The organism is uncultured Streptococcus sp., assembly GCF_901875575.1.
In the GTDB taxonomy this organism is placed as follows: Bacteria; Bacillota; Bacilli; order Lactobacillales; family Streptococcaceae; genus Streptococcus.
The window spans coordinates 175173-197847 of the sequence record NZ_CABFMF010000011.1; the positions used below are offsets into that span (position 1 = coordinate 175173).

Consider the following 22675-nt stretch of genomic DNA (forward strand, 5'->3'; position numbering starts at 1 on the left):
ATTTTTCTCCTTTCGCTTTACAATTGGCTTGAACACCTTTATTGTATCGCGTTTGGAGTTTTTTTGGTATAACCTTCGACGCGCACCCGCATAGCGGGTGGTTTATTTGTCTCGCACCTAGCGGAGCGAGACGGACTGAAAGTCACATAATTAAAAAAATAACAGGACATTAGACAATCCTGTTATTTTTTAATTGTGAACATGAATATACAACGGCTAGATTACTAATCTTCTAAGACGATATCCTCTTCTTCTAGGTCTTCTATCAGCTTCTGTTTGTAGTGAGTGAGAGAAAGTATATTTTGACCAATACTCGATTTTTTAAATAAGTCAAATAATTCTTTATTCTCTATAAGCTCCTGAGGATATATTTTTCTGAATACTAAACCATTAGCTTTGCAGAATGAAACTAGCTGGTTATTAGAAAACTCTATTGATTTGTCTATATTTTCGTTGATAGTTTTTTCGAAAAAATGATAAATAAAACTATGAAATACACTTGTTGGTAAATAAAAATATACTGCAAAATCTCTAGTGCTCCTAGACTCAGTATTAATTTCAATCACTAGAGGAAGGGTGAGGATGTAGTATTCCAGTAAGTTTTTATCACTAGTTTTAGATTTTTCAAAATTATCTAACAACGGAATCAATATATTATTGTTGAAACGTCGGGCATTCATATTCTCTAACATAAAGAATACCGAATCTGCACTAGTGCTAAATTTTCCGGATTCTATTAGACGAAAGCTATAGTCCCGCATTTTACTATCCGTTTGTATATTGAGAAAATAGGCAACAAAATATTCTTGGAAAGAACGATGGGTGAATTTATAACGGTTACCTTCTCTGTATAATACACACAGAGCGTTTCCTAAATCGTCAATAAAATTGTCTATATTAAGAACGTTTTTAATTCGAGGAGGAAATTTTTTAAAAATTTCGTCAATCTCTGGGGGGGTAAACTCTGTTTTTGCTTTTTGATATGTTAGAAAACAGAAGATTGCAAAGCACTCTTTAAAAGTATCTGAACTTAAATTTGATAACATTTTTCGTCGATAACTTTTCGTAGCATCGTGCTTCGAGAGCATGGTATCAAATGCTTGATAGTAGAATAGGTGTAATTTTTGCGGGATTTCTGCATAGTCATTGTAAGTGGAGAGCATAATATTTAGTAACAGAGGATTTGAAGCAAAGGATTTATGTCTAGCATATAAACCACTCTCTAGGTCACGGATAAATTTATTTTTGAGTTCCTTATCTGGATATTCAATTTTTGTAATAAGACTAATAGCTTGTTCCTTAGTAAAAGGAACAGCTTTTAAAACTGTGAATCGTTGAAATTCAATGAATTCGGATTCGCTATAAGGTCTTGAAGAAAGGATATAATGGTTTTCAGGATATTTGTCGCAAAAATCATTTAATTTTTTGAAAAATTCTTTTTGGTTTTTGCTGTACAATTCATCATAGCCATCCAATAGGAATAAAAAACATCCAGATTGAAGTGCATAATCTAAATATTTTTCTTGAAATTTATTGTGAAATTGATTTAGTTTTTTTAATAGTAATTTCTCAAGTTCTAAATGCTCCTCGTCGTTGAAATCTTTTAATTCAATAAAAATAGGAATATAGTCTTCCAATTTTAATTCACTTAGAAAAAGGTGTTTCATGAGAGTGGATTTGCCAATTCCACCAGAACCTTCAATGATCAAAAATTTTGAGAGTTCAGTTAGTACTCTTGTTGTAGTGGGCTTGATGATGTCTGAGCCTTTTCTTAAAAATGGGATTTCAAAAAAATCATACAGTCTTTTGGGTTCGATTCCGTAGATAATCGTTTTGATTTTACTATATTTTTCATAAGAATTTGTTAAATAATCTTGGAATGGAATCTCTAGATTAATTTTTGCCTCATTGTAGAGCGTTTTAAATTTGTCAGTCGTTTTGGAAATAATAGGTGAAAAGTATTTATCCAGAATAGCACTAGTAACTTGTTTTGCAATTTCATTGTTAAATATTTCGTTCATCATTTTTTGGCTCCTGTATATTTTTTAGTGTATATCTATAGAATATCACCTCGCCTTTTTTATGTCAATATAATTAAAAGAAGAGTGTCAATAGCTATATATTTCGTTTTTAATTCTTGGATAGGTAATTAAAAACAAGCTTTATTAGGCTTGTTTTTAAATTTACATCATATGTGGTATACTAGTAACGGAAGATTTTTAATGAAACTAAGAATATTCGCGGAAGATAAGCCGGCTGAGAAGGTATTTGAATATCAATTAGAACTTGCTGATCAGACAATTCTTCTATCAACAGCACTATTGTCGGGCGCTATTGCTTTAGCAGGATTATTCTCTGCTTTGAAAGAAAAATAAAAATAGAAAAGAGAAAACAACATGGTTTTACCAAATTTTAAAGAAAATCTAGAAAAATATGCGAAATTGTTGGTTGCAAATGGAATCAACGTGCAACCTGGTCACACTTTGGCTCTCTCTATCGATGTGGAGCAACGTGAGTTGGCTCACTTAATCGTCAAAGAAGCTTATGCCTTGGGTGCGCATGAGGTTATCGTTCAGTGGACAGATGATGTGATTAACCGTGAGAAATTCCTCCATGCGCCAATGGAGCGTCTGGACAATGTGCCAGAATACAAGATTGCTGAGATGAACTATCTCTTGGAAAACAAAGCTAGCCGTCTTGGAGTTCGTTCATCTGATCCAGGTGCCTTGAACGGTGTGGATGCTGACAAGTTATCAGCTTCTGCTAAAGCTATGGGACTTGCTATGAAGCCAATGCGTATCGCAACCCAATCCAACAAGGTTAGCTGGACTGTGGCAGCCGCTGCTGGACTTGAGTGGGCTAAGAAAGTCTTTCCAAATGCTGCGAGCGACGAAGAAGCAGTCGATCTCCTTTGGGATCAAATCTTCAAAACTTGCCGTGTCTACGAAGCAGATCCCGTTAAGGCTTGGGAGGAACATGCAGCTGTCTTAAAGAGCAAGGCAGATATGCTTAATAAGGAGCAATTTTCAGCCCTTTACTACACAGCGCCAGGAACAGATTTGATCCTTGGCTTGCCGAAGAACCACGTTTGGGAATCAGCTGGTGCTATCAATGCACAGGGCGAAGGATTCTTGCCAAATATGCCGACAGAGGAAGTTTTCACAGCCCCTGACTTCCGTCGTGCAGATGGTTATGTAACCTCTACAAAACCGCTGAGTTATAATGGAAACATCATAGAGGGCATTAAGGTGACCTTCAAGGATGGACAAATCGTTGACATTACTGCTGAGAAGGGTGATCAGGTTATGAAAGACCTTGTCTTTGAAAATGCGGGTGCGCGTGCCTTGGGTGAATGTGCCTTGGTACCAGATCCAAGCCCAATTTCTCAGTCAGGCATTACCTTCTTCAACACCCTTTTCGATGAGAATGCTTCAAACCACTTGGCTATCGGTGCAGCCTATGCAACTAGCGTTGTTGGTGGAGCGGAGATGAGCGAAGAGGAGCTTGAAGCTGCGGGGCTTAACCGTTCAGATGTGCACGTTGACTTTATGATTGGGTCTAGTCAAATGAATATCGATGGTATCCGTGAGGATGGAACACGTGTGCCAATCTTCCGTAACGGAGATTGGGCAAATTAAGGAGACAAGATGATAGGAAGTATGTTTGTTGGTCTCCTAGTGGGATTCTTGGCAGGTGCTTTGACCAATCGTGGAGAACGAATGGGGTGCTTTGGGAAAATGTTTCTCGGTTGGATTGGCGCTTTTCTGGGTCACTTGCTTTTTGGAACTTGGGGACCAATTTTATCAGGAACAGCTATTATCCCAGCGATTTTAGGAGCCATGATTGTCTTAGCTATTTTTTGGAGACGAGGAAGTTAATTTCCTAAATCTGATACTCAATGAAAATCAAAGAGCAAACTAGGAAACTAGCCGCAGGTTGCTCAAAGCACTGTTTTGAGGTTGTAGATAGAACTGACGAAGTCAGCTCAAAACACTGTTTTGAGGTTGCAGATAGAACTGACGAAGTCAGTAACATATATACGGCAAGGCGATGTTGATGCGGTTTGAAGAGATTTTTGAAGAGTATGAAACGAAAAGGAGGTTGGTCATTGTACCAGCCTCCTTTTGAGTGTGATATAATAGTTCTATGAGATTAGATAAATTTTTAGTTGCCTGCGCTGTGGGGAGCCGGACTGAGGTCAAAAACTTGCTCAAGGCTGGGCGCGTGACGGTAAATGGTAAAAAAGAAAAATCAGCTAAATTGCAGATTGATGAAGAAAGAGATGAGATTTGCTTTGATGGGCAGGTGTTGGAGTATGAAGAGTTTGTCTACTACATGATGAACAAGCCCCAAGGAGTTATTTCAGCGACTGAGGATCCTAAGCACAGAACCGTTCTGGACTTGCTGGATGATATTGCTCGGAGCAAGGGAGTTTTCCCAGTAGGACGCTTGGATATTGACACGCATGGTCTTTTGCTCTTGACCAATGATGGTCAGCTGGCTCATGCTCTTCTTTTACCTAAGCGTCATGTGGACAAGACATATCTGGCTCAGGTCAAGGGAATTATGGCCCAAGAAGATGTGGATATATTTGCTGAGGGTATTCCTCTCAAAGACTTTACCTGTCAACCCGCTAGACTGGAGCTTGTGTCCATAGATACAGAAAAGAATCAAAGCCAAATCCGTGTGACCATTGCAGAAGGGAAGTTTCATCAGGTCAAGCGTATGGTGGCCTACTGTGGCAAGGAAGTAATAGACTTGCAACGTTTGACTATGGGAACTCTAGTATTGGATGAGAACTTGCAGCGAGGAGAATGGCGTCGCTTGACCAAGGAGGAGTTAGAAGTTCTTCTTGCTAGTATTGCTTAATTTTGTTTGTATTCGAAAAAGGTGAGAGACAATGTCCTTGCCTTTTATGTTTTTCAGTTGCTTCCTTTGTGAAAAGAGTTATAATAGACTGTAGAATAAAAGGAGGAATCTATGAACGCGATTCAAGAATCATTTACTGATAAATTATTTGCCAATTATGAAGCAAATGTCAAATACCAAGCGATTGAAAATGCTGCCAGCCACAACGGAATTTTTGCAGCTCTGGAACGTCGCCAAAGCCATGTAGACAACACGCCTGTTTTCTCATTGGATTTGACCAAGGACAAGGTAACCAACCAGAAAGCGTCTGGTCGTTGTTGGATGTTTGCAGCCCTTAACACTTTCCGCCACAAGCTCATCTCGCAATACAAACTAGAAAACTTTGAGTTGTCACAGGCTCACACTTTCTTCTGGGACAAGTATGAGAAATCCAACTGGTTCTTGGAACAAGTGATTGCGACTGCAGACCAAGACTTGACGAGTCGTAAGGTTAAATTCCTACTTCAAACACCTCAACAAGATGGTGGCCAATGGGATATGGTGGTATCTCTTTTTGAGAAATACGGTGTTGTTCCCAAGTCAGTCTATCCTGAATCTGTTTCATCAAGCAGCAGTCGTGAGCTTAATGCAATCCTTAATAAATTGCTTCGTCAAGATGCTCAAATCTTGCGTGACTTGCTTGCTTCTGGTGCAGACCAAGCGACTGTTCAAGCTAAGAAAGAAGACCTCTTGCAAGAAATCTTTAACTTCCTTGCTATGTCACTAGGGCTTCCACCACGTAAATTTGACTTTGCTTATCGCGATAAAGACAACAACTACCAAAGTGAAAAGGGCATCACACCACAAGAGTTTTACAAGAAATATGTCAATCTTCCTCTAGAAGACTACGTTTCTGTTATCAACGCTCCAACCGCTGACAAGCCTTACGGCCAATCTTACACAGTTGAGATGTTAGGGAATGTGGTTGGTAGCCGTGCGGTTCGTTACATCAACGTTCCAATGGAGCGTTTGAAAGAATTGGCGATTGCTCAAATGCAAGCAGGTGAGACTGTTTGGTTTGGTTCTGATGTTGGTCAGCTCAGCAACCGTAAAGCTGGAATCCTTGCGACAGATGTTTATGACTTTGAATCAAGCATGGATATTCAATTCACTCAAGACAAGGCTGGACGTTTGGACTACAGCGAAAGCTTAATGACCCACGCTATGGTCTTGACAGGTGTTGACTTGGATGAAAATGGGAAGTCAACCAAGTGGAAGGTTGAAAACTCATGGGGAGACAAGGTCGGTACAGATGGTTACTTTGTTGCCTCAGACGCTTGGATGGACGAATACACTTACCAGATAGTTGTCCGCAAAGAATTGTTAACAACCGAAGAACAAGCTGCCTATGAAGCAGAGCCAATCGTGCTTGCACCATGGGATCCAATGGGTGCCTTGGCTGAATAAAAGCATAGAAAAAAGGAATCAGGTTTAGAACCTGGTTCCTTTTAAGTTGCTTGATTACATGATACCGAAGAAACGAGCTGCGATACCTACTGCAAAAAGTGCAAGGATGATTGAGATTGGTGATACTTTTTTCTTAAGCAACCACATGCAAAGGAAAGTAAGGAGAAGTCCCATCAATCCTGGAATCAATGAGTTCAACTGACCTTGAAGGGTTTGTGGTTGAATTTTATCTAGGCTCAATCCACCAAGTGCTTGACCAAGGATACCTTTCAATTCAGCACCTGATACAGCACCTTCTGGGAAGTTAATGTAGGCACCTTCAGCCAATTGTTTACCAGGAAGGTTAACAGTGAAGTTGATAGATACCCAACGTTGTACAAGAACGGCAAGGATGAACATACCGAGGATAGAAGCACCTTTAGTGATGTCTTTCAAGATACCACCAGACATGTCTTTAGTGATTTCAGATCCAGCTTTGTAACCGAACTCTTGTGTGTACCATAGGAAGGCCATACGGATAGCGTTCCATCCAAAGAAGAAGAGAAGTGGACCTACAAGGTTACCAGATGCAGCAAGTGATGCACCAAGAGCTCCAAGGATAGGACGAACTGTAAACCAGAATACTGGGTCACCGATACCTGCAAGAGGTCCCATCATACCGATTTTAACCCCTTGGATAGCAGCGTCGTCGATTTCAACACCGTTAGCGCGTTCTTCTTCAAGTGCAAGAGTAACCCCCATGATTGGAGCAGCTACGTATGGGTGTGTGTTGAAGAACTCAAGGTGACGCTCAAGAGCAGCAGCTTGGTCTTCTTTAGTAGTGTACAATTTTTTGATAGCTGGGATCAATGAATAAGCCCAACCCAAGTTTTGCATACGCTCGTAGTTCCAAGAACCTTGAAGGAATTGTGAACGCCACCAAACTTTTTTACGATCTGATTTTGATAATTGAAGTTTTTCAGTCATGATTGTTCCCCTTTCTAGTAGTCTTCTAGGATATCACCGATTGGGTCGTTAGAAGTCGCAGCTCCGCCGCCACCGTTACCACCTTGTTTTGAAAGGTTAAGATAGATGAAGGCAAGGGCAACACCGACTACACCAAGGGCAATCAAAGTCAATTGAGAAATGGCAGCAAAAGCAAAACCGATTGCGAAGAATGGCCATACCTCACGAGTTGCCATCATGTTGATAACCATAGCGTAACCAACGGCAACGACCATAGCACCACCGACAGCCATACCACCGTTCAACCAGTCTGGCATCAATTTAAGAGCATCTTGAACGGCAGAAGCTGGGATAGCGATAAGGAAGGCAGCAGGGATAGCAATACGAAGACCTTGAAGAAGAAGTGCGATAAAGTGAGCACGTTCAACAGCTGCAATATTTCCTTCTTTAGCAGCAGCATCTGCAGTGTGAACCAAACCAACTGAGATTGTACGAACAATCATTGTCAAGAAAAGTCCAGCTACGGCAAGAGGGATAGCTGTTGCTGTTGCAACGGCGATACCTTCAGTAGTAAAGTTACCACCTTTGATCAAGATGATTGCTGCGGCAACAGATGCAAGAGCAGCGTCAGGAGCTACGGCAGCTCCGATGTTTGCCCAACCAAGGGCGATCATTTGAAGTGATCCACCAAGCATAACACCTGCTTCGAGGTTACCAGTTGCAAGTCCGATAAGGGTACATGCGACGATTGGTTGATGGAATTGGAATTGGTCGAGGATACCTTCAAGACCTGCAAGGAAGGCAACAACTACAACCAAGACAGCAGAAATAATTGAAATATCTGACATGGTTTTATTCCTTTTCTATTTAATTGTAATAAAGTGAAAAAATTTCTTAGAATTCTTCTATAGTTTGATATTTGTTATTGAACGTTGGCCTTGTTAATCAAGTCAAACAAATCTTTTTTGGTGTCGTTTGGTACTTTACGTACGTCAAATTCAACACCGAGGTCACGCATTTTCTCAAATGTAGCAACATCTTCTTTGTCCATAGACAGAACGTTGTTGATCATTGTTTTACCAGTTGAGTGAGCCATTGATCCTACGTTAAGAGTCTTGATTGGCACGCCACCTTCAATTGCACGAAGGGCATCTTGAGGTGTTTCAAACAAGACAAGGGCATGAGTTTCTCCAAAACGTGGGTCTTTTGAAACCTCAATCAATTTTTGGATTGGTACAACATTGGCTCTTACTCCGTTAGGAGCAGCTTGTTTAATCAATTCTTTACGAAGGTCGTCGTTGGCAACGTTATCTGAAGCAACGATAATACGGTCTGCTTTTGAATCTGGAGTCCAAGCAGTTGCAACCTGACCGTGAAGGAGACGTGTGTCAAGACGGGCAAGATTGATTTTCAGTTTACCGTCACCGATAACTGTTCCTTCTGGGATAGCAGCTTGGGCAACTGGAGCAGCTGCAGCACTTGCAACTTCTTCAACTGGATTTAACTCTTCTGGAAGAGCTTTGATACCATCTTTGGCTTCTTTGATAATATTCGCAGCGACTTTTGCCACACCTGCTGTGGCGTCCATGAGGCGCTCTGTATAGGCCTGGATTAACATCGGTAAGTTAAGTCCTGTGATGATGGCAAACTGACGATCAGGATTTTCTCCCATCACGCGACTAGCTTGGTTGAATGGAGAACCACTCCAAAGGTCAGCCAAAACTAGCACCTCATCTTCTGCGTCAAATGCAGCCACAGCGTTGTTAAATTTAGCATATAGGTCATCTGGACCTTCATTTGGCATAAAGGTTACAACTTGAACCTTTTCTTGTTCACCAAAAATCATAGATCCTGACTGATGAATACCCGCAGCAAATTCGCCGTGGCTCGCAATAATGATTCCGATACTCATTATTGTCATTCCTCCTTATAAAATGTTGTGCCCATTGTTTAAGAAAACTTTAAGACTAGATTAGTATAAACCGTTTTCATAAAAAAATCAACTATTTGATATAGAATTTTTTTAAAAAACAAAACACGGCTGTTTTGAAATGTTGATATATAAACATTTATAAGGAGAGAATAAATGTTTATTTTAAAAAGTTAATATAAAAAAGTTGGAAGAGGGATCCAACTTTTTTATATAGGTTTTTGTATTGAATTAGTTTGTGAAATCAAGTACCATACGTCCTTGGATTTGACCTTTTTCCATTTCGTCGAAAATTGCTACGGCATCTTCTACTGGGCGTTTTTGAACAACTGGAATTACCAAACCTTCTGCACCGAATTGGAAGGCTTCTTCCAAGTCTTTACGAGTTCCTACAAGAGAACCGATGACTTGGATTCCATCTAGAACGGTTTTCACGATGCTGAGCTCCATCATTTCAGAAGGAAGACCAACAGCGACTACGCGACCACCAGCACGAACTGAATCAACTGCTTGGTTGAAGGCAACTTTAGAAACAGCGGTTACGACAGCTGAGTGAGCTCCGCCATCTGTTTTTTCTTTGATGAGTCCTGGGACATCTTCAACTTCTAGTCCGTTAATAACAATATCAGCACCAACTTCTTTTGCAAGGGCAAGTTTATCATTATTAATATCTACTGCAATTACGTGAGCATTAAATACCTTTTTAGCATATTGAACAGCTAGGTTACCAAGTCCACCAGCACCGTAGAGAACAACCCATTGGCCAGGTTCAACTTTGGCTTCTTTAATCGCTTTATAAGTTGTTACCCCAGCACATGTAATAGAAGAAGCTTGGGCTGGATCGAGTCCGTCAGGAACTTTAACAGCATAGTCTGCAGTTACGATACACTGTTCAGCCATACCACCGTCTACTGAGTAACCAGCATTTTTTACTGTACGGCAAAGGGTTTCGCGACCAGTTGTACAGTATTCGCAAGTACCACATCCTTCAAAGAACCAAGCAACGCTGACGCGGTCACCGACTTTAAGACTTTTAACATCTGGTGCAATTTCTTTAACGATACCAACACCTTCATGTCCTAGGACACGTCCTGGTACCTGACCGAAGTCACCATGGGCAACGTGGAGGTCAGTGTGGCAAACACCACAGTATTCAATTTCTACAAGTGCTTCCCCAGTTTCAAGTGGACGGAGTACTTTTTCTTCAACAGCAACACCAGTGCTTTCTGGATTTACAACAACAGCTTTCATAGCTATCCTCCTTGATATTGGCCGAGAACAGGGACAACAGGACTGGATTGATTTTGTGTCAACAGAGTCGAGTGTGACGAGCTCTCTTGTATTTATATGTGAAGTATATCACAAAAGAAAGCCTTTTCCAAGGTTTTGGGGGTAAAAAATAGAACAATCGATTAACCGGTTGATAAAACTGTGAAAATAGCACAAAGACCAGCTTAAGGCTGGTCGGATTCGGTTATAAGAATAAAGTTTCAAGTGTTTTGGCAACCCCATCTTGGTCATTGGTCAGTGAGATTTGCTCATCCGCAAAGGGGAGCAGGTCTGGATTGGCATTTTTCATGGCATAGCCCTTCCCAGCAAAAGCTAGCATTTCAGTATCATTGTTTTCATCTCCAAAGGCAATCAAATCTTTTTTGTCACGATTCATGACCTTAAGTAAGTAGTCTAAGGCAAAAGCCTTGTTAACACCCTTGGCTGAACATTCAAGGATATTAAGGGGACCTCCCCATGTATTGATGGCTAATTGATGTTTATAAAAAGCATTCATTTCAGCTGCTAAGGCATACTTATCATTTGCCCTTGTTTGAAGGAGTAAGGCGTTAGGATTTTCAGAAACTAATTCTTCCTGAAAGAGGTGACCGTTTGAGAAATTTTTAATTCCAAAGAGGGCAGGATTGACAATAGATTCATCGGTATTGGTAATATAGAATTGTTTTCGATATTCACTGGCGATAAAATCAGCTTGGATTTCCTCTGAACGTTTGACCATATCGAGTAAATAGCTTTTATCTAAAGTTACAGATTGTTCAAATTCCCAATCTTTATTAGGAATGTGTGTTAAAGAGCCGTTGAAATTAATCATTGGGGTATCTAACCCCAATTCTTTGTAGTAATCAATTGCCATGCGATAGGGACGCCCTGTTGTAATAATAATTTTGTGTCCTTTAGCAGAGACTTTTTTAATCGTTTGTTTGGTAAAGTCAGAAAGCTGACTTTCTGAGTTGAGCAAGGTTCCGTCAAGATCAACTGCAATTATTTTTTTAGTCATATAAACCTTTCTAGTACGTTTCCAGATAAGATGTCTTCTATTATAACAAAAATCAAGGAGAAAAGCAGACCAGAAACGAAAATAAAATTCGTCAATTTATTAAATAATTCAAACAAATATATTGAAAATATGAATAATAAATGATACAATACCAATATTGTTCGTAAAAAAACAAAAGGAGATTAAAAATGGACAAACTATTTAAACTAAAAGAGAACGGAACGGATGTTCGTACAGAGGTTCTCGCTGGTTTAACAACTTTCTTTGCAATGAGCTATATTCTCTTTGTAAACCCACAAATTCTTTCGCAAACAGGAATGCCTGCTCAGGGTGTCTTCCTAGCAACGATTATTGGTTCTGTGGTAGGAACCCTTATGATGGCTTTTTATGCCAACTTACCATATGCCCAAGCTCCAGGTATGGGACTGAATGCTTTCTTTACCTTTACAGTTGTCTTTGGACTTGGTTATTCTTGGCAAGAAGCTTTGGCTATGGTCTTCATTTGTGGTCTTATTTCATTGATTATTACTTTGACAAATGTACGCAAAATGATCATTGAATCCATTCCTACTGCTCTTCGTTCAGCTATTTCAGCAGGTATCGGTGTCTTCCTTGCCTACGTAGGGATTAAGAATGCAGGACTTTTGAAATTTACGATTGATCCAGGTAACTATACTGTTATAGGAGAAGGTGCTGACAAAGCTCAAGCAACGATTGCAGCAAACTCTTCAGCAGTTCCAGGATTGGTTGACTTTAATAGCCCAGCTGTTTTGGTGGCTCTTGCAGGACTTGCCATTACTATCTTCTTTGTCATCAAAGGCATTAAGGGAGGGATTATCCTTTCTATCTTAACAACAACAGTTCTTGCAATTGCAGTAGGTTTAGTTAATATTTCTAGCATTGATTTTTCAAATAATCACTTGGGTGCTGCGGTAGAAGATTTGAAGAAAGTTTTTGGTGCAGCTCTTGGTTCAGAAGGTTTGGGAGCTTTGATTTCAGATACAGCTCGCTTACCTGAGACTCTTATGGCTATTCTGGCCTTCTCGTTAACAGATATTTTCGATACAATTGGTACTCTAATTGGTACTGGTGAAAAAGTTGGAATCATTGCTTCTAAAGGTGAAAACAAGGAATCAGTTAAATTGGACAAAGCTCTTTATTCTGATTTAATTGCTACAACAATTGGTGCAGTAGCTGGTACTTCAAACGTGACGACTTATGTTGAGTCTGCTGCTGGTATCGGTGCAGGTGGACGTACTGGTTTGACAGCCTTGGTTGTAGCTATCTGTTTTGCAATTTCAAGCTTCTTTAGCCCACTTCTCGCTATTGTACCAACATCTGCTACAGCTCCAATCTTAATTATTGTTGGGATTATGATGTTGGCTAGTTTGAAAAATATTCATTGGGATGATATGTCTGAAGCGGTTCCTGCTTTCTTCACATCTATCTTTATGGGATTCAGCTACTCTATCACTCAAGGGATTGCAGTTGGTTTCTTGACTTACACTTTGACTAAGCTTGTCAAAGGTCAAGCTAAAGATGTCCATGTAATGATTTGGATTTTGGATGCCTTGTTTATCCTTAACTATATCAGCATGGCCCTATAATATAATTACCCAGGGGGAATTTCCCCCTTTTTTTAATACAGAGTCCAGGAGATGAATCATGGAAGAGAAAAGTATGTGGAAAGAATTGTTGAATCGTGCAGGATGGTTTTTAATCTTTCTGCTAGCGACAATTTTATATCAGATTCCTGTAGCAGTTACTTCTATATTGATCTTAAAAGAAGTACCGCTGTTACAGTCGGGTTTGATAGTTGCTGCTATTTCGGTTGTAGTTTTATCACTATTTATAGTTGGAGCTCGTAAAACGCAATTAGCCAGTTTTAATTTTTCTTTTTTTAGAGCTAAGGATTTGGCACGTTTAGGCTTGAGTTATTTAGTCATTATCTGTTCAAATATACTTGGTTCTATCTTGTTACAACTGTCAAATGAGACGACAACAGCTAACCAGTCTCAGATTAACGACATGGTTCAGAATAGTTCTCTGATTTCTAGCTTCTTCTTGCTAGCCGTACTTGCTCCGATTTGTGAGGAAATCTTGTGTCGGGGAATTGTTCCTAAAAAGATTTTCCGAGGCAAGGAGAACTTGGGATTTGTAGTCGGTACGATTGTGTTTGCTTTATTGCATCAACCAAGTAATTTACCTTCTTTATTGATTTATGGAGGTATGTCGATCGTTCTATCTTGGACGGCTTACATGACCCAACGTTTGGAAATGTCTATCTTGCTTCACATGATTGTGAATGGGGTTGCTTTCTGTTTGTTGGCTCTTGTGGTGATCATGAGTCGGACATTAGGGATTTCTGTTTAAGATTTTTGACAATTGCTTACTTGTTTCTACTGGGAGAAAGATGAATGTAATCGTGTCCATCTTTTTCTTTTTATGGTAAAATAGAGAAATAATATGATGAAAAGCCTTGAGGGAGTGACCGATATGTCAACTAAAGTAAATCATGCAAAGACAGCTATTTGCGGAATTATCAATGTAACCCCAGATTCCTTTTCGGATGGTGGTCAATTTTTTGCTCTTGAGCAGGCACTCCAGCAGGCTCGTAAATTGATAGCAGAAGGGGCTAGTATGCTAGATATCGGCGGAGAATCGACTCGGCCTCGGCCGGGAAGTAGCTATGTTGAGATAGAAGAGGAAATCCAGCGTGTTGTTCCGGTAATCAAAGCTATTCGTAAGGAAAGTGATGTTCTCATCTCTATCGATACTTGGAAAAGTCAGGTAGCAGAGGCGGCTTTGGCTGCTGGTGCTAATCTAGTTAATGATATCACTGGTCTCATGGGTGATGAAAAAATGGCTCATGTGGTAGCAGAAGCGAGAGCGAAAGTGGTCATCATGTTTAATCCAGTTATGGTTCGACCTCAGCATCCTAGCTCGCTCATATTCCCTCATTTTGGCTTTGGTCAAGCTTTTACAGTAGAAGAGTTAGCTGACTTTGAAAAATTACCAATCGAAGAGTTGATGGAGACTTTCTTTGAACGAGCACTAGCGAGAGCAGAGGAAGTTGGGATTGCACAAGAAAATATCCTGTTGGATCCAGGAATCGGCTTTGGGCTGACCAAGAAGGAAAATCTACTTCTTTTACGGGATCTGGATAAACTACATCAGAAAGGTTATCCAATCTTTCTTGGAGTGTCGCGCAAGCGATTTGTCATCAATATCCTTGAAGAAAGTGGTTTTGAAGTCAATCCTGAGACAGAACTTGGTTTCCGAAATAGAGATACAGCTTCGGCTCATGTAACTAGTATCGCTACGAGGCAGGGAGTAGAAGTGGTGCGCGTGCATGACGTAGCTAGTCACAGGATGGCAGTTGAAATTGCCTCCGCTATTCGTCTGGCTGATGAAGCGGAAAATTTAGATTTAAAACAATATAAATAAGATGAAAGAAATTGAAAACAATCAGTGGATTGCTAACTACCGGACGGATCAACCGCATTTTGGCTTGGAACGCATGGTGGAACTATTAGCTTTGCGTGGCAATCCTCATCTCAAACTCAAGGTCATCCATATCGGAGGGACCAATGGCAAGGGATCTACCATTGCTTTTTTGAAAAATATGCTAGAAAAGCTAGGGCTGAGAGTTGGTGTTTTCAGCTCGCCCTATCTCATTCATTACACAGACCAGATTAGCATCAATGGGAAATCTATTCCCGAGGATAGACTAGAAGCTCTCATGGCAGACTATCAGTCTTTGCTGGAGGGAGAAGCGGTCGCTAATTTACAGGGCACAACCGAGTTTGAGATTATCACAACCATAGCCTATGACTACTTTGCCTCAGAGCAAGTAGATGTGGCCATCATGGAAGTGGGCATGGGTGGACTCTTGGATAGTACCAATGTCTGCCAGCCAATTTTAACAGGTATTACGACCATTGGACTAGATCATGTAGCCCTACTTGGTGACACCTTGGAAGCCATAGCAGAGCAGAAAGCAGGCATTATCAAACCAAGAATTCCCTTGGTGACCGGTCGCATTGCTCCAGAAGCTTTAGCAGTGATTGATTCTATTTCAGAAGCTAAAAATGCTACAAGAATACGATTTGGGATAGATTATCAGGTTCGTCATCAAAAGAGTGTGGTGACAGGGGAAGTCTTTGATTATACTAGTTCTCTCAGACAAGGCTGTTTCCAGACTGGTTTACTTGGTTTGCACCAGATAGAGAATGCTGGGATGGCCATAGCTTTACTTGATACTTTTTGTCAAGAAAATGATCTAGAGTTACCAGCTAATACCTTGGTTGCTCAAGCCTTGGAAAAAACAAGGTGGCCGGGGCGTTTGGAAGTTGTGTCGAGAGAACCATTGATGATTTTGGATGGGGCCCATAATCCCCATGCTATTAAAACTTTATTGGCAATCTTGCAAGAACGCTTTGCCGGCTATCACAAGAAGATTCTCTTTACTTGTATCAAAACCAAGGCTTTGGAAGATATGTTGGATTTGCTGGGGGCAATACCAGATACCGAGCTTATCCTGACACATTTTGACGATAGTCGGGCGACGGATGAAAGCGTGCTGAAAGAGGCGGCTAAGTCTAGAAATCTCAGCTACCAAGGTTGGCAGGATTTTCTAGAGCAGAAATTGACAGATAAAAAAGAAGAGAAACAAACAGTTAGGATTGTCACTGGTTCCCTATATTTCTTGAGCCAGGTGAGAGCCTACCTAATGGAGAGGAAAAACTAAAGAATGGATACACAAAAGATTGAAACAGCTGTAAAAATGATTATTGAAGCTGTCGGAGAGGACGCTAACCGCGAGGGCTTGCAGGAAACACCTGCTCGTGTGGCTCGTATGTACCAAGAGATTTTTTCAGGTCTTGGTCAAACAGCGGAGGAACATTTGTCAAAATCCTTTGAGATTATTGATGACAATATGGTTGTAGAAAAGGATATCTTTTTCCATACCATGTGTGAACACCACTTCTTGCCATTTTATGGTAGAGCGCACATAGCCTACATTCCAGATGGTCGTGTGGCAGGTTTGTCTAAGCTAGCCCGTACGGTTGAAGTTTATTCGAAAAAACCACAAATTCAAGAACGTTTGAATATCGAAGTGGCCGATGCCTTGATGGAGTATCTAGGTGCTAAAGGAGCCTTTGTTGTCATTGAGGCGGAACATATGTGTATGAGCATGCGTGGTGTCAGAAAACCAGGCACTGCAACCTTGACGACAGTAGCTCGTGGTCTATTTGAAACAGATAAGGACCTCCGAGATCAGGCTTATCGTTTAATGGGACTATAAAAAGAATCCGCTTCAAGCGGATTTTTCTAGAAAGGACTAGTTATGGATCAACTGCAGATTAAGGATTTGGAAATTTTTGCCTATCATGGTCTTTTTCCTAGTGAGAAGGAATTGGGGCAAAAGTTTGTCGTTTCAGCTATCCTATCCTATGATATGACCAAGGCAGCTACAGACTTGGATTTAACGGCTTCTGTCCATTATGGAGAACTGTGTCAGCAGTGGACGACTTGGTTTCAGGAAACGAGTGAAGATTTGATTGAAACGGTAGCTTATAAACTGGTGGAGCGTACTTTTGAGGCTTATCCTCTTGTCCAAGAAATTCAGCTGGAACTGAAAAAACCTTGGGCGCCAGTTCATTTGCCACTAAATACTTGCTCAGTAATCATTCATCGCCGCAAGCAACGAGCCTTTGTTGCCCTAGGAAGCAACATGGGGGATAAGCAAGCTAATCTGCAAGATGCTATTGAAAAAATGCAGACTAAAGGTATTCGGATCCTTAAAGAATCCAGTGTCATGATAACTGAACCTTGGGGTGGAGTTGAGCAGGATAGCTTTGTTAATCAAGTTGTTGAGGTGGAGACATGGTTGCCAGCTCAGGTCTTGTTAGGGACTTTGTTAGAGATTGAATCAGAAATGGGTCGCATTAGAGAAGTACATTGGGGACCGCGTTTGATTGATTTAGATTTGCTTTTTATGGAAGATGAGGTAATCTATACAGATGACTTGATTTTACCACATCCTTATGTAGCAGAACGGCTCTTTGTCCTTGAATCCTTGCAGGAAATCGCTCCTTATTTTGTTCATCCGGTATTAAACAAACCAATTCGTGATTTATATGAAGATTTGAAAAAATAGAAAAACTCTAGTTTCCTATCTGAGTTCAAAGGAGACTAGAGTTTTTTAAAATAGGTCATTTTCTTCTGGAAGGAGAATGGTCTCTTTCCCATCCATATCTAGAACAAGTACTCTGGGAGGATATAGAGGGTCAAAAGGATGATTGAAGTCAAAGTCAATGGCTGTAGGAAGATGTTGGCTAGAAAAATGAAAGGTAATACTCCCGTTTTTATTAAGTAATTGAAATTCAAGTTCTTCTTCCAATTCAAAGACATTTTTTAAAAAATGGTCAATGATATACCAAAAAGAATCAATGATATCATCAGGCAAGCTGGTAACAATGCCGAAACTGGCAGATCGCATGAGGGTATTGGTAAAAGCCATATATCTGCTCTCCTTTCTTTTCCTTATCATACAGCAAATAGGATTAAAAATCAAGAAAAGGTGATTTTTTCTTCATAAACATAGTTTTCTATGAAATTTTTTTCAAACAATCTTAAAAAATACTTGAAAGTGTTTACAATAAGTGATAGAATGGAATAAATAGAAACATGAAAACGAAATTTTCATACCGTCTCTTTTTCGGAGTCTCATGAGGTATGATATAGAAAGGAAATGGAATGAATACAGACGATACAGTAACGATTTATGATGTCGCCCGTGAAGCAGGAGTTTCAATGGCGACTGTTAGCCGTGTGGTTAATGGCAATAAGAATGTAAAAGAGAATACACGTAAAAAAGTGCTTGAGGTGATTGATCGCTTAGATTACCGTCCAAATGCAGTTGCACGTGGTCTTGCAAGTAAAAAAACAACTACAGTAGGTGTAGTAATTCCTAATATTACCAATGGATATTTTTCAACTCTTGCTAAGGGAATTGATGATATTGCAGAAATGTACAAGTATAATATCGTTCTTGCTACTAGTGATGAAGATGATGACAAGGAAGTTTCTGTTGTCAATACCCTCTTTTCAAAACAAGTGGATGGAATTATTTTCATGGGTTACCACTTAACTGAAAAGATTCGTTCAGAGTTTTCTCGTTCACGGACCCCTGTAGTTCTTGCTGGGACAGTGGATATAGAACATCAGCTTCCAAGCGTTAACATTGATTATAAACAAGCGACCATTGATGCAGTGAGCTACCTTGCAAAAGAAAACGAGCGAATTGCATTTGTTAGTGGTCCATTAGTAGATGATATCAATGGGAAAGTCCGTTTGGTCGGCTATAAAGACGCCTTGAAAAAAGCGGGTATTTCTTATAGTGAAGGTTTGGTCTTTGAGTCTAAATATACTTATGAAGATGGCTATGCTTTGGCGGAACGTTTGATCTCTTCAAATGCTACTGCGGCAGTAGTGACAGGTGATGAATTGGCAGCAGGTGTCTTGAACGGCCTTGCTGATAAGGGTGTGTCAGTACCAGAAGAATTTGAGATTATTACTAGTGATGATTCACAAGTCTCACGCTTTACTCGTCCTAATTTGACTACAGTTGCACAACCACTTTATGATCTTGGGGCTATCAGTATGCGTATGTTGACTAAGATTATGCATAAGGAAGAGTTGGAAGAACGTGAAGTTCTCTTACCTCATGGTTTGACAGAACGTCGTTCAACACGAAAACGTAAATAGAAAAAATCAGGGAATCGTGCAGATTTCCTGATTCTGTTTTCTGTGGGGAAAGTCATTATCCTTCTATATATCCTTTTAAAGCTTCCCCTTTTAATCCGGCATTGAGAGCAATGAGGAGTTTCAGACGGGCTTTTTGGGCATTCAGTTCTTTAACAAATAAGACGCCAGCTTTTTGCAATTGCACACCACCACCTTGGTAGGCGTAAACAGGTTCTGCGATACCGTTAAAACAACGTGAAACCAGAGCTACTGGGATTCCTTTATGAAGAAGGCTTTCTAATTTCTGAGCTGTTTCCTTTGGAATATTGCCAGCACCAAAAGCTTGGATGATTAGACCATCTATTTTATCCCAATCAAGCATATCAAGTAACTCATCTGTCATTCCGGCATATACAGTAATGATTGGAACGAGTCCTTCTATGCGATCAAGATCAAAACGCACACGGGGTTCAGCGGTTTTAAAGTAGAGGATTTCCTGCTTCATGATAAGACCAAGGGGCCCGTGAGTTGGTGTTTGAAAGGTACTGACATTAGTAGTGTGGGTTTTAGTTACATACTTAGCAGCATGGATTTCATCATTCATGACCACCAAGACACCTTTATCAGTAGCCTTGTCATCACTAGCGACACGTAAGGCACTTAGATAGTTATAAACACCATCGCTTCCTAGTTCGTTGGAACTTCGCATGGCACCTGTCAGTACGATAGGGATACGAGGGATTTCCATGGTATCAAGGAAATAGGCTGTTTCTTCCAAAGTATCGGTTCCGTGTGTGATTACCACTCCATCGTAGTTAGCAGCTTCCTCTTTGATCTTTTGGTAGAGGGCCAACATATGCTTGGGTTTGATATGGGGGCTTGGCAGATTAAAAAAATCTAAGGTGTGGACTTGGATTCCTTTAAGAGGATTGGACACATGGTTCATGGGATTATCTGAACTAGTCACAACAGCGCCAGAAGAATCGGCCTGCATGGAAATAGTTCCACCCGTATGTAAAACAAGGATTTTCTTAGTCATGATTTACTCACTCTTTCTGAAATGTGGTATAATCATTGTAACATAAAAGGGGAGAATGAGATAGGATGGAAGTCAAAGCTGTTTTTTTTGATATCGATGGAACTCTCGTCAACGATCGTAAGAGTGTTTTGAAATCCACTAAGGACGCGATTAAGATTGTCAAAGAACAAGGGGTGCTTGTTGGAGTAGCGACAGGACGAGGACCTTTTTTTGTTAAGGGTTTAATGGAAGATTTAAATCTGGATTTTGCAGTCACCTACAATGGTCAGTATATCCTTACTAAAGATAAAGTCTTGTTCACGAGCCCGATTTCCAAGCTACATTTGCGACAGCTAATTACTTATGCAAAAAAAGAGGGCAAGGAGATTGCCCTAGGAACTAAGGATGCTATGGTGGGTTCGAAGATCATGTCTTTTGGCATGGGTTCTTTTTCTCAGAGAATTAGTCGTTTTGTTCCATCCGTGTTGACTAGGACAGTTAGTCATTCCTTTAACAGATTGGTCAGCAAGGTTGTTCCTCAAAAAGAAGAGGACTTGCTTTACTTGATGAATCAACCCATCTACCAAGTTTTGATGCTAATGACGCCAGAAGAGTCAGAGAAGGCTGCAGCTGACTTTGATGATTTAAAATTAACTCGTAGTAATCCTTTTGCGGTAGATATCATTAATCGGGGAAATTCTAAATTAGAAGGAATTCGCCGAGTTGGGAAAGAATATGGCTTTGACCTCAACCAAGTCATGGCCTTTGGTGACTCAGATAACGATCTTGAAATGCTGGCGGGTGTTGGTATGTCGGTCGCTATGGGAAATGGTAGTAGCAGTGTCAAGGAAGTTGCCAAGCATATTACCACTAGCAATCAGCAAGACGGAATCCACAAGGCCTTGGAACATTTTGGTGTTCTGGCTTCAGAAAAAGTCTTTGTCAGCCGTGACTATCATTTCAATAAGGTCAAGACCTTCCACCACATGATGGATGAACGGACTCAAGAAGAGCCTAAAGCATGGGATATAGAAGGAGCAACCCATAGAGCTGGATTTAAGATAGAAGAATTAGTAGAGTTTGTTAGAGCAGCGAGTTCGTCTGAAGAGGACTTTGATCAAGCTCTATCGCAGCTTCATCAGGCTCTTGATAAGGCAGCAGATAAAGTAGCCAAGAAGACGCCTGCCCAGCAAGATTTGGTGGGGCAGGTGGATGCCTTGATTGACACGCTTTACTTTACCTACGGTAGTTTTGTCTTGATGGGGGTAGATCCAGAACGTATTTTTGACATTGTCCACCAAGCTAATATGGGGAAAATCTTCCCGGATGGGAAGGCACACTTTGATCCCCTTACCCACAAAATACTGAAACCAGATGATTGGGAAGAAAAATACGCCCCAGAAGCAGCTATTGAAAAAGAATTGCAGCGTCAACGAAAGGCTTTTGAACGTCATAAAGAAAGACAAAAATAAGAAAAGGAGCTTTGGAGCTCCTTTTTAGTGTTTAAAAAGTTTTTTCTTGTTCTCTCACAACCAACAGATCGACTTTTGCATTACGAAGAATGTATTCGGAAGAAGAACCGACTAAGAGACGTTCGAAGGCATTGAGGCCTGTTGCACCAACGAGAATGAGATCAACCCCCTCGGCATCTGGAATGGTACGTGCAAGAAGTTTTTTTGGGATACCCATTTCGATAATAGTATGAACTTTAGTGACACCAGCATCATGTGCACGTTTTTCGTACTCTTTCATCATGCTTTCAGCGTCTTCTTGGAGTTCTGCGTAAACTTCAGCATCAAAGGTGGATACACTTTGGAGTGCACGTGTGTCAATGACATGTGCGATGGTGAGTTTAGCGTCGTTTCGTAGAGCAGAATGAACTCCCTTGACAAAAGCCAAGTCCGCTTCGTTAGAACCATCGATTGCGACCATGATATTTTGGTAACGTTGTGTCATAGTGATACCTCCTGTAATTTCCTCACCTTAATTGTAAACCTTTTCACTATAGAAGTAAAGTAAAAAGCGCAGTTTCCTAAAAAATATTAGTGCTTAAAATCTATATAAATATATGATAAAATAAAAGAAAGGATAGCAGGAAACAAGTAAGGGAGGGAGAATGATGAAAAACTCTTTTCAAAAATCAAAAAAATCAAATTTCCTTTATTATGGAATTATCCTAGTGTCTGTCTTGGTAGAACTTATCATGATCTGGCAATTGGAGAGGCTGGTTCTGCTTCTCTATTCAGATTTTATCGGCTTTTTAGTCTTTCATGTACTCTACCATCTGCTATTATTCTTAGTTGCAAAACGAAGTGGGGACTTGGGTTATTTGATGACATGGGGGCTCTTCCTCATGTTCAATCTTCTCTATGATTCCTTTTTAGGCTTGCTTTTTCTAGGTTTATCTTTTGGTATGTGATTTTTCTCT

24 protein-coding genes are annotated in these 22675 nt (G+C 40.4%); 15 read left to right on the forward strand and 9 right to left on the reverse strand.

Features of this window, described 5'->3' with window-relative positions; all coding sequences use genetic code 11:
- Positions 1–224: 224 nt before the first annotated feature.
- Positions 225–2024, reverse strand: coding sequence for an NACHT domain-containing NTPase (locus tag QZ114_RS03400; RefSeq protein WP_295499707.1), 1800 nt, complete (start codon positions 2022–2024; stop codon positions 225–227).
- A gap of 198 nt (positions 2025–2222) precedes the next feature.
- On the opposite strand from QZ114_RS03400, the gene QZ114_RS03405 reads away from it, so the two are divergent.
- From QZ114_RS03405 to pepC, 6 genes are all read left to right on the forward strand, one after another.
- Positions 2223–2375 (forward strand): hypothetical protein, encoded by a 153-nt coding sequence (locus tag QZ114_RS03405; RefSeq protein ID WP_000776626.1) that lies wholly within the window; start codon positions 2223–2225, stop codon positions 2373–2375.
- A gap of 21 nt (positions 2376–2396) precedes the next feature.
- Complete coding sequence (locus tag QZ114_RS03410) at positions 2397–3638, forward strand: aminopeptidase (RefSeq protein WP_295499710.1); 1242 nt, start codon at positions 2397–2399, stop codon at positions 3636–3638.
- A gap of 9 nt (positions 3639–3647) precedes the next feature.
- Positions 3648–3878 carry a GlsB/YeaQ/YmgE family stress response membrane protein gene (locus QZ114_RS03415; protein WP_295499712.1) on the forward strand — a complete coding sequence of 77 codons (231 nt, stop codon included), beginning with the start codon at positions 3648–3650 and terminating at the stop codon, positions 3876–3878.
- Positions 3879–3898: 20 nt separating this feature from the next.
- Positions 3899–4057, forward strand: a complete 159-nt coding sequence (locus QZ114_RS03420; RefSeq protein ID WP_295499714.1) for a hypothetical protein — start codon at positions 3899–3901, stop codon at positions 4055–4057.
- Positions 4058–4146: 89 nt separating this feature from the next.
- Complete coding sequence (locus QZ114_RS03425) at positions 4147–4869, forward strand: pseudouridine synthase (RefSeq protein ID WP_295499716.1); 723 nt, start codon at positions 4147–4149, stop codon at positions 4867–4869.
- A gap of 111 nt (positions 4870–4980) precedes the next feature.
- Positions 4981–6315, forward strand: coding sequence for an aminopeptidase C (gene pepC / locus QZ114_RS03430; protein WP_261042619.1), 1335 nt, complete (start codon positions 4981–4983; stop codon positions 6313–6315).
- Positions 6316–6369: 54 nt separating this feature from the next.
- On the opposite strand, the gene QZ114_RS03435 is transcribed toward pepC, so the two are convergent.
- The 5 genes from QZ114_RS03435 to QZ114_RS03455 all read right to left on the reverse strand — a co-directional run bounded on the left by QZ114_RS03435 (position 6370) and on the right by QZ114_RS03455 (position 11477).
- On the reverse strand, positions 6370–7281 hold the full coding sequence (locus QZ114_RS03435) for a PTS system mannose/fructose/sorbose family transporter subunit IID (RefSeq protein ID WP_042749980.1): 912 nt from the start codon (positions 7279–7281) through the stop codon (positions 6370–6372).
- Between the two features lie 14 nt (positions 7282–7295).
- The gene (locus QZ114_RS03440; protein WP_001280328.1) at positions 7296–8108 is read right to left on the reverse strand and encodes a PTS mannose/fructose/sorbose transporter subunit IIC; all 813 of its coding nucleotides are present in this window, start codon (positions 8106–8108) and stop codon (positions 7296–7298) included.
- Positions 8109–8182: 74 nt separating this feature from the next.
- Complete coding sequence (locus tag QZ114_RS03445) at positions 8183–9172, reverse strand: PTS sugar transporter subunit IIB (RefSeq protein WP_295499720.1); 990 nt, start codon at positions 9170–9172, stop codon at positions 8183–8185.
- Between the two features lie 249 nt (positions 9173–9421).
- Positions 9422–10441, reverse strand: a complete 1020-nt coding sequence (gene adhP, locus QZ114_RS03450) for an alcohol dehydrogenase AdhP (protein WP_295499722.1) — start codon at positions 10439–10441, stop codon at positions 9422–9424.
- Positions 10442–10664: 223 nt separating this feature from the next.
- On the reverse strand, positions 10665–11477 hold the full coding sequence (locus QZ114_RS03455) for a Cof-type HAD-IIB family hydrolase (protein WP_295499724.1): 813 nt from the start codon (positions 11475–11477) through the stop codon (positions 10665–10667).
- A gap of 188 nt (positions 11478–11665) precedes the next feature.
- Here QZ114_RS03455 and QZ114_RS03460 point away from each other — a divergent pair, with 188 nt between their 5' ends.
- The 6 genes from QZ114_RS03460 to folK all read left to right on the forward strand — a co-directional run bounded on the left by QZ114_RS03460 (position 11666) and on the right by folK (position 17640).
- Positions 11666–13084, forward strand: coding sequence for an NCS2 family permease (locus QZ114_RS03460; RefSeq protein ID WP_295499726.1), 1419 nt, complete (start codon positions 11666–11668; stop codon positions 13082–13084).
- A gap of 58 nt (positions 13085–13142) precedes the next feature.
- Positions 13143–13850: a CPBP family intramembrane glutamic endopeptidase gene (locus QZ114_RS03465; RefSeq protein ID WP_295499727.1), complete on the forward strand. Its 708-nt coding sequence runs from the start codon at positions 13143–13145 to the stop codon at positions 13848–13850.
- Between the two features lie 93 nt (positions 13851–13943).
- Positions 13944–14924 carry a dihydropteroate synthase gene (gene folP / locus QZ114_RS03470; RefSeq protein WP_295499729.1) on the forward strand — a complete coding sequence of 327 codons (981 nt, stop codon included), beginning with the start codon at positions 13944–13946 and terminating at the stop codon, positions 14922–14924.
- 1 nt (position 14925) lies between these two features.
- Entirely contained in the window at positions 14926–16227 is a 1302-nt protein-coding gene (locus QZ114_RS03475; RefSeq protein ID WP_295499731.1) for a folylpolyglutamate synthase/dihydrofolate synthase family protein, read from the forward strand.
- A gap of 3 nt (positions 16228–16230) precedes the next feature.
- A complete protein-coding gene (folE, locus tag QZ114_RS03480; RefSeq protein ID WP_004247172.1) occupies positions 16231–16785 on the forward strand; it encodes a GTP cyclohydrolase I FolE in 555 nt (184 codons plus the stop codon).
- 42 nt (positions 16786–16827) lie between these two features.
- Positions 16828–17640 carry a 2-amino-4-hydroxy-6-hydroxymethyldihydropteridine diphosphokinase gene (gene folK, locus QZ114_RS03485; RefSeq protein WP_295499735.1) on the forward strand — a complete coding sequence of 271 codons (813 nt, stop codon included), beginning with the start codon at positions 16828–16830 and terminating at the stop codon, positions 17638–17640.
- 45 nt (positions 17641–17685) lie between these two features.
- Here the strand turns inward: folK and QZ114_RS03490 are convergent, their stop codons facing one another.
- Positions 17686–18003: a DUF960 domain-containing protein gene (locus QZ114_RS03490; protein WP_295499737.1), complete on the reverse strand. Its 318-nt coding sequence runs from the start codon at positions 18001–18003 to the stop codon at positions 17686–17688.
- Between the two features lie 236 nt (positions 18004–18239).
- Between QZ114_RS03490 and ccpA the strand changes: the two genes are divergently transcribed.
- Positions 18240–19250: a catabolite control protein A gene (gene ccpA / locus QZ114_RS03495; protein WP_295499739.1), complete on the forward strand. Its 1011-nt coding sequence runs from the start codon at positions 18240–18242 to the stop codon at positions 19248–19250.
- A gap of 55 nt (positions 19251–19305) precedes the next feature.
- On the opposite strand, the gene QZ114_RS03500 is transcribed toward ccpA, so the two are convergent.
- Positions 19306–20268: an asparaginase gene (locus QZ114_RS03500; protein WP_295499741.1), complete on the reverse strand. Its 963-nt coding sequence runs from the start codon at positions 20266–20268 to the stop codon at positions 19306–19308.
- A 65-nt stretch (positions 20269–20333) separates the two neighbouring features.
- Between QZ114_RS03500 and QZ114_RS03505 the strand changes: the two genes are divergently transcribed.
- Positions 20334–21719 (forward strand): Cof-type HAD-IIB family hydrolase, encoded by a 1386-nt coding sequence (locus tag QZ114_RS03505; RefSeq protein WP_295499743.1) that lies wholly within the window; start codon positions 20334–20336, stop codon positions 21717–21719.
- A 31-nt stretch (positions 21720–21750) separates the two neighbouring features.
- On the opposite strand, the gene QZ114_RS03510 is transcribed toward QZ114_RS03505, so the two are convergent.
- On the reverse strand, positions 21751–22203 hold the full coding sequence (locus QZ114_RS03510; RefSeq protein WP_295499745.1) for a universal stress protein: 453 nt from the start codon (positions 22201–22203) through the stop codon (positions 21751–21753).
- A 160-nt stretch (positions 22204–22363) separates the two neighbouring features.
- Here QZ114_RS03510 and QZ114_RS03515 point away from each other — a divergent pair, with 160 nt between their 5' ends.
- Positions 22364–22666 carry a hypothetical protein gene (locus QZ114_RS03515; RefSeq protein ID WP_295499747.1) on the forward strand — a complete coding sequence of 101 codons (303 nt, stop codon included), beginning with the start codon at positions 22364–22366 and terminating at the stop codon, positions 22664–22666.
- Positions 22667–22675 lie beyond the last annotated feature (9 nt).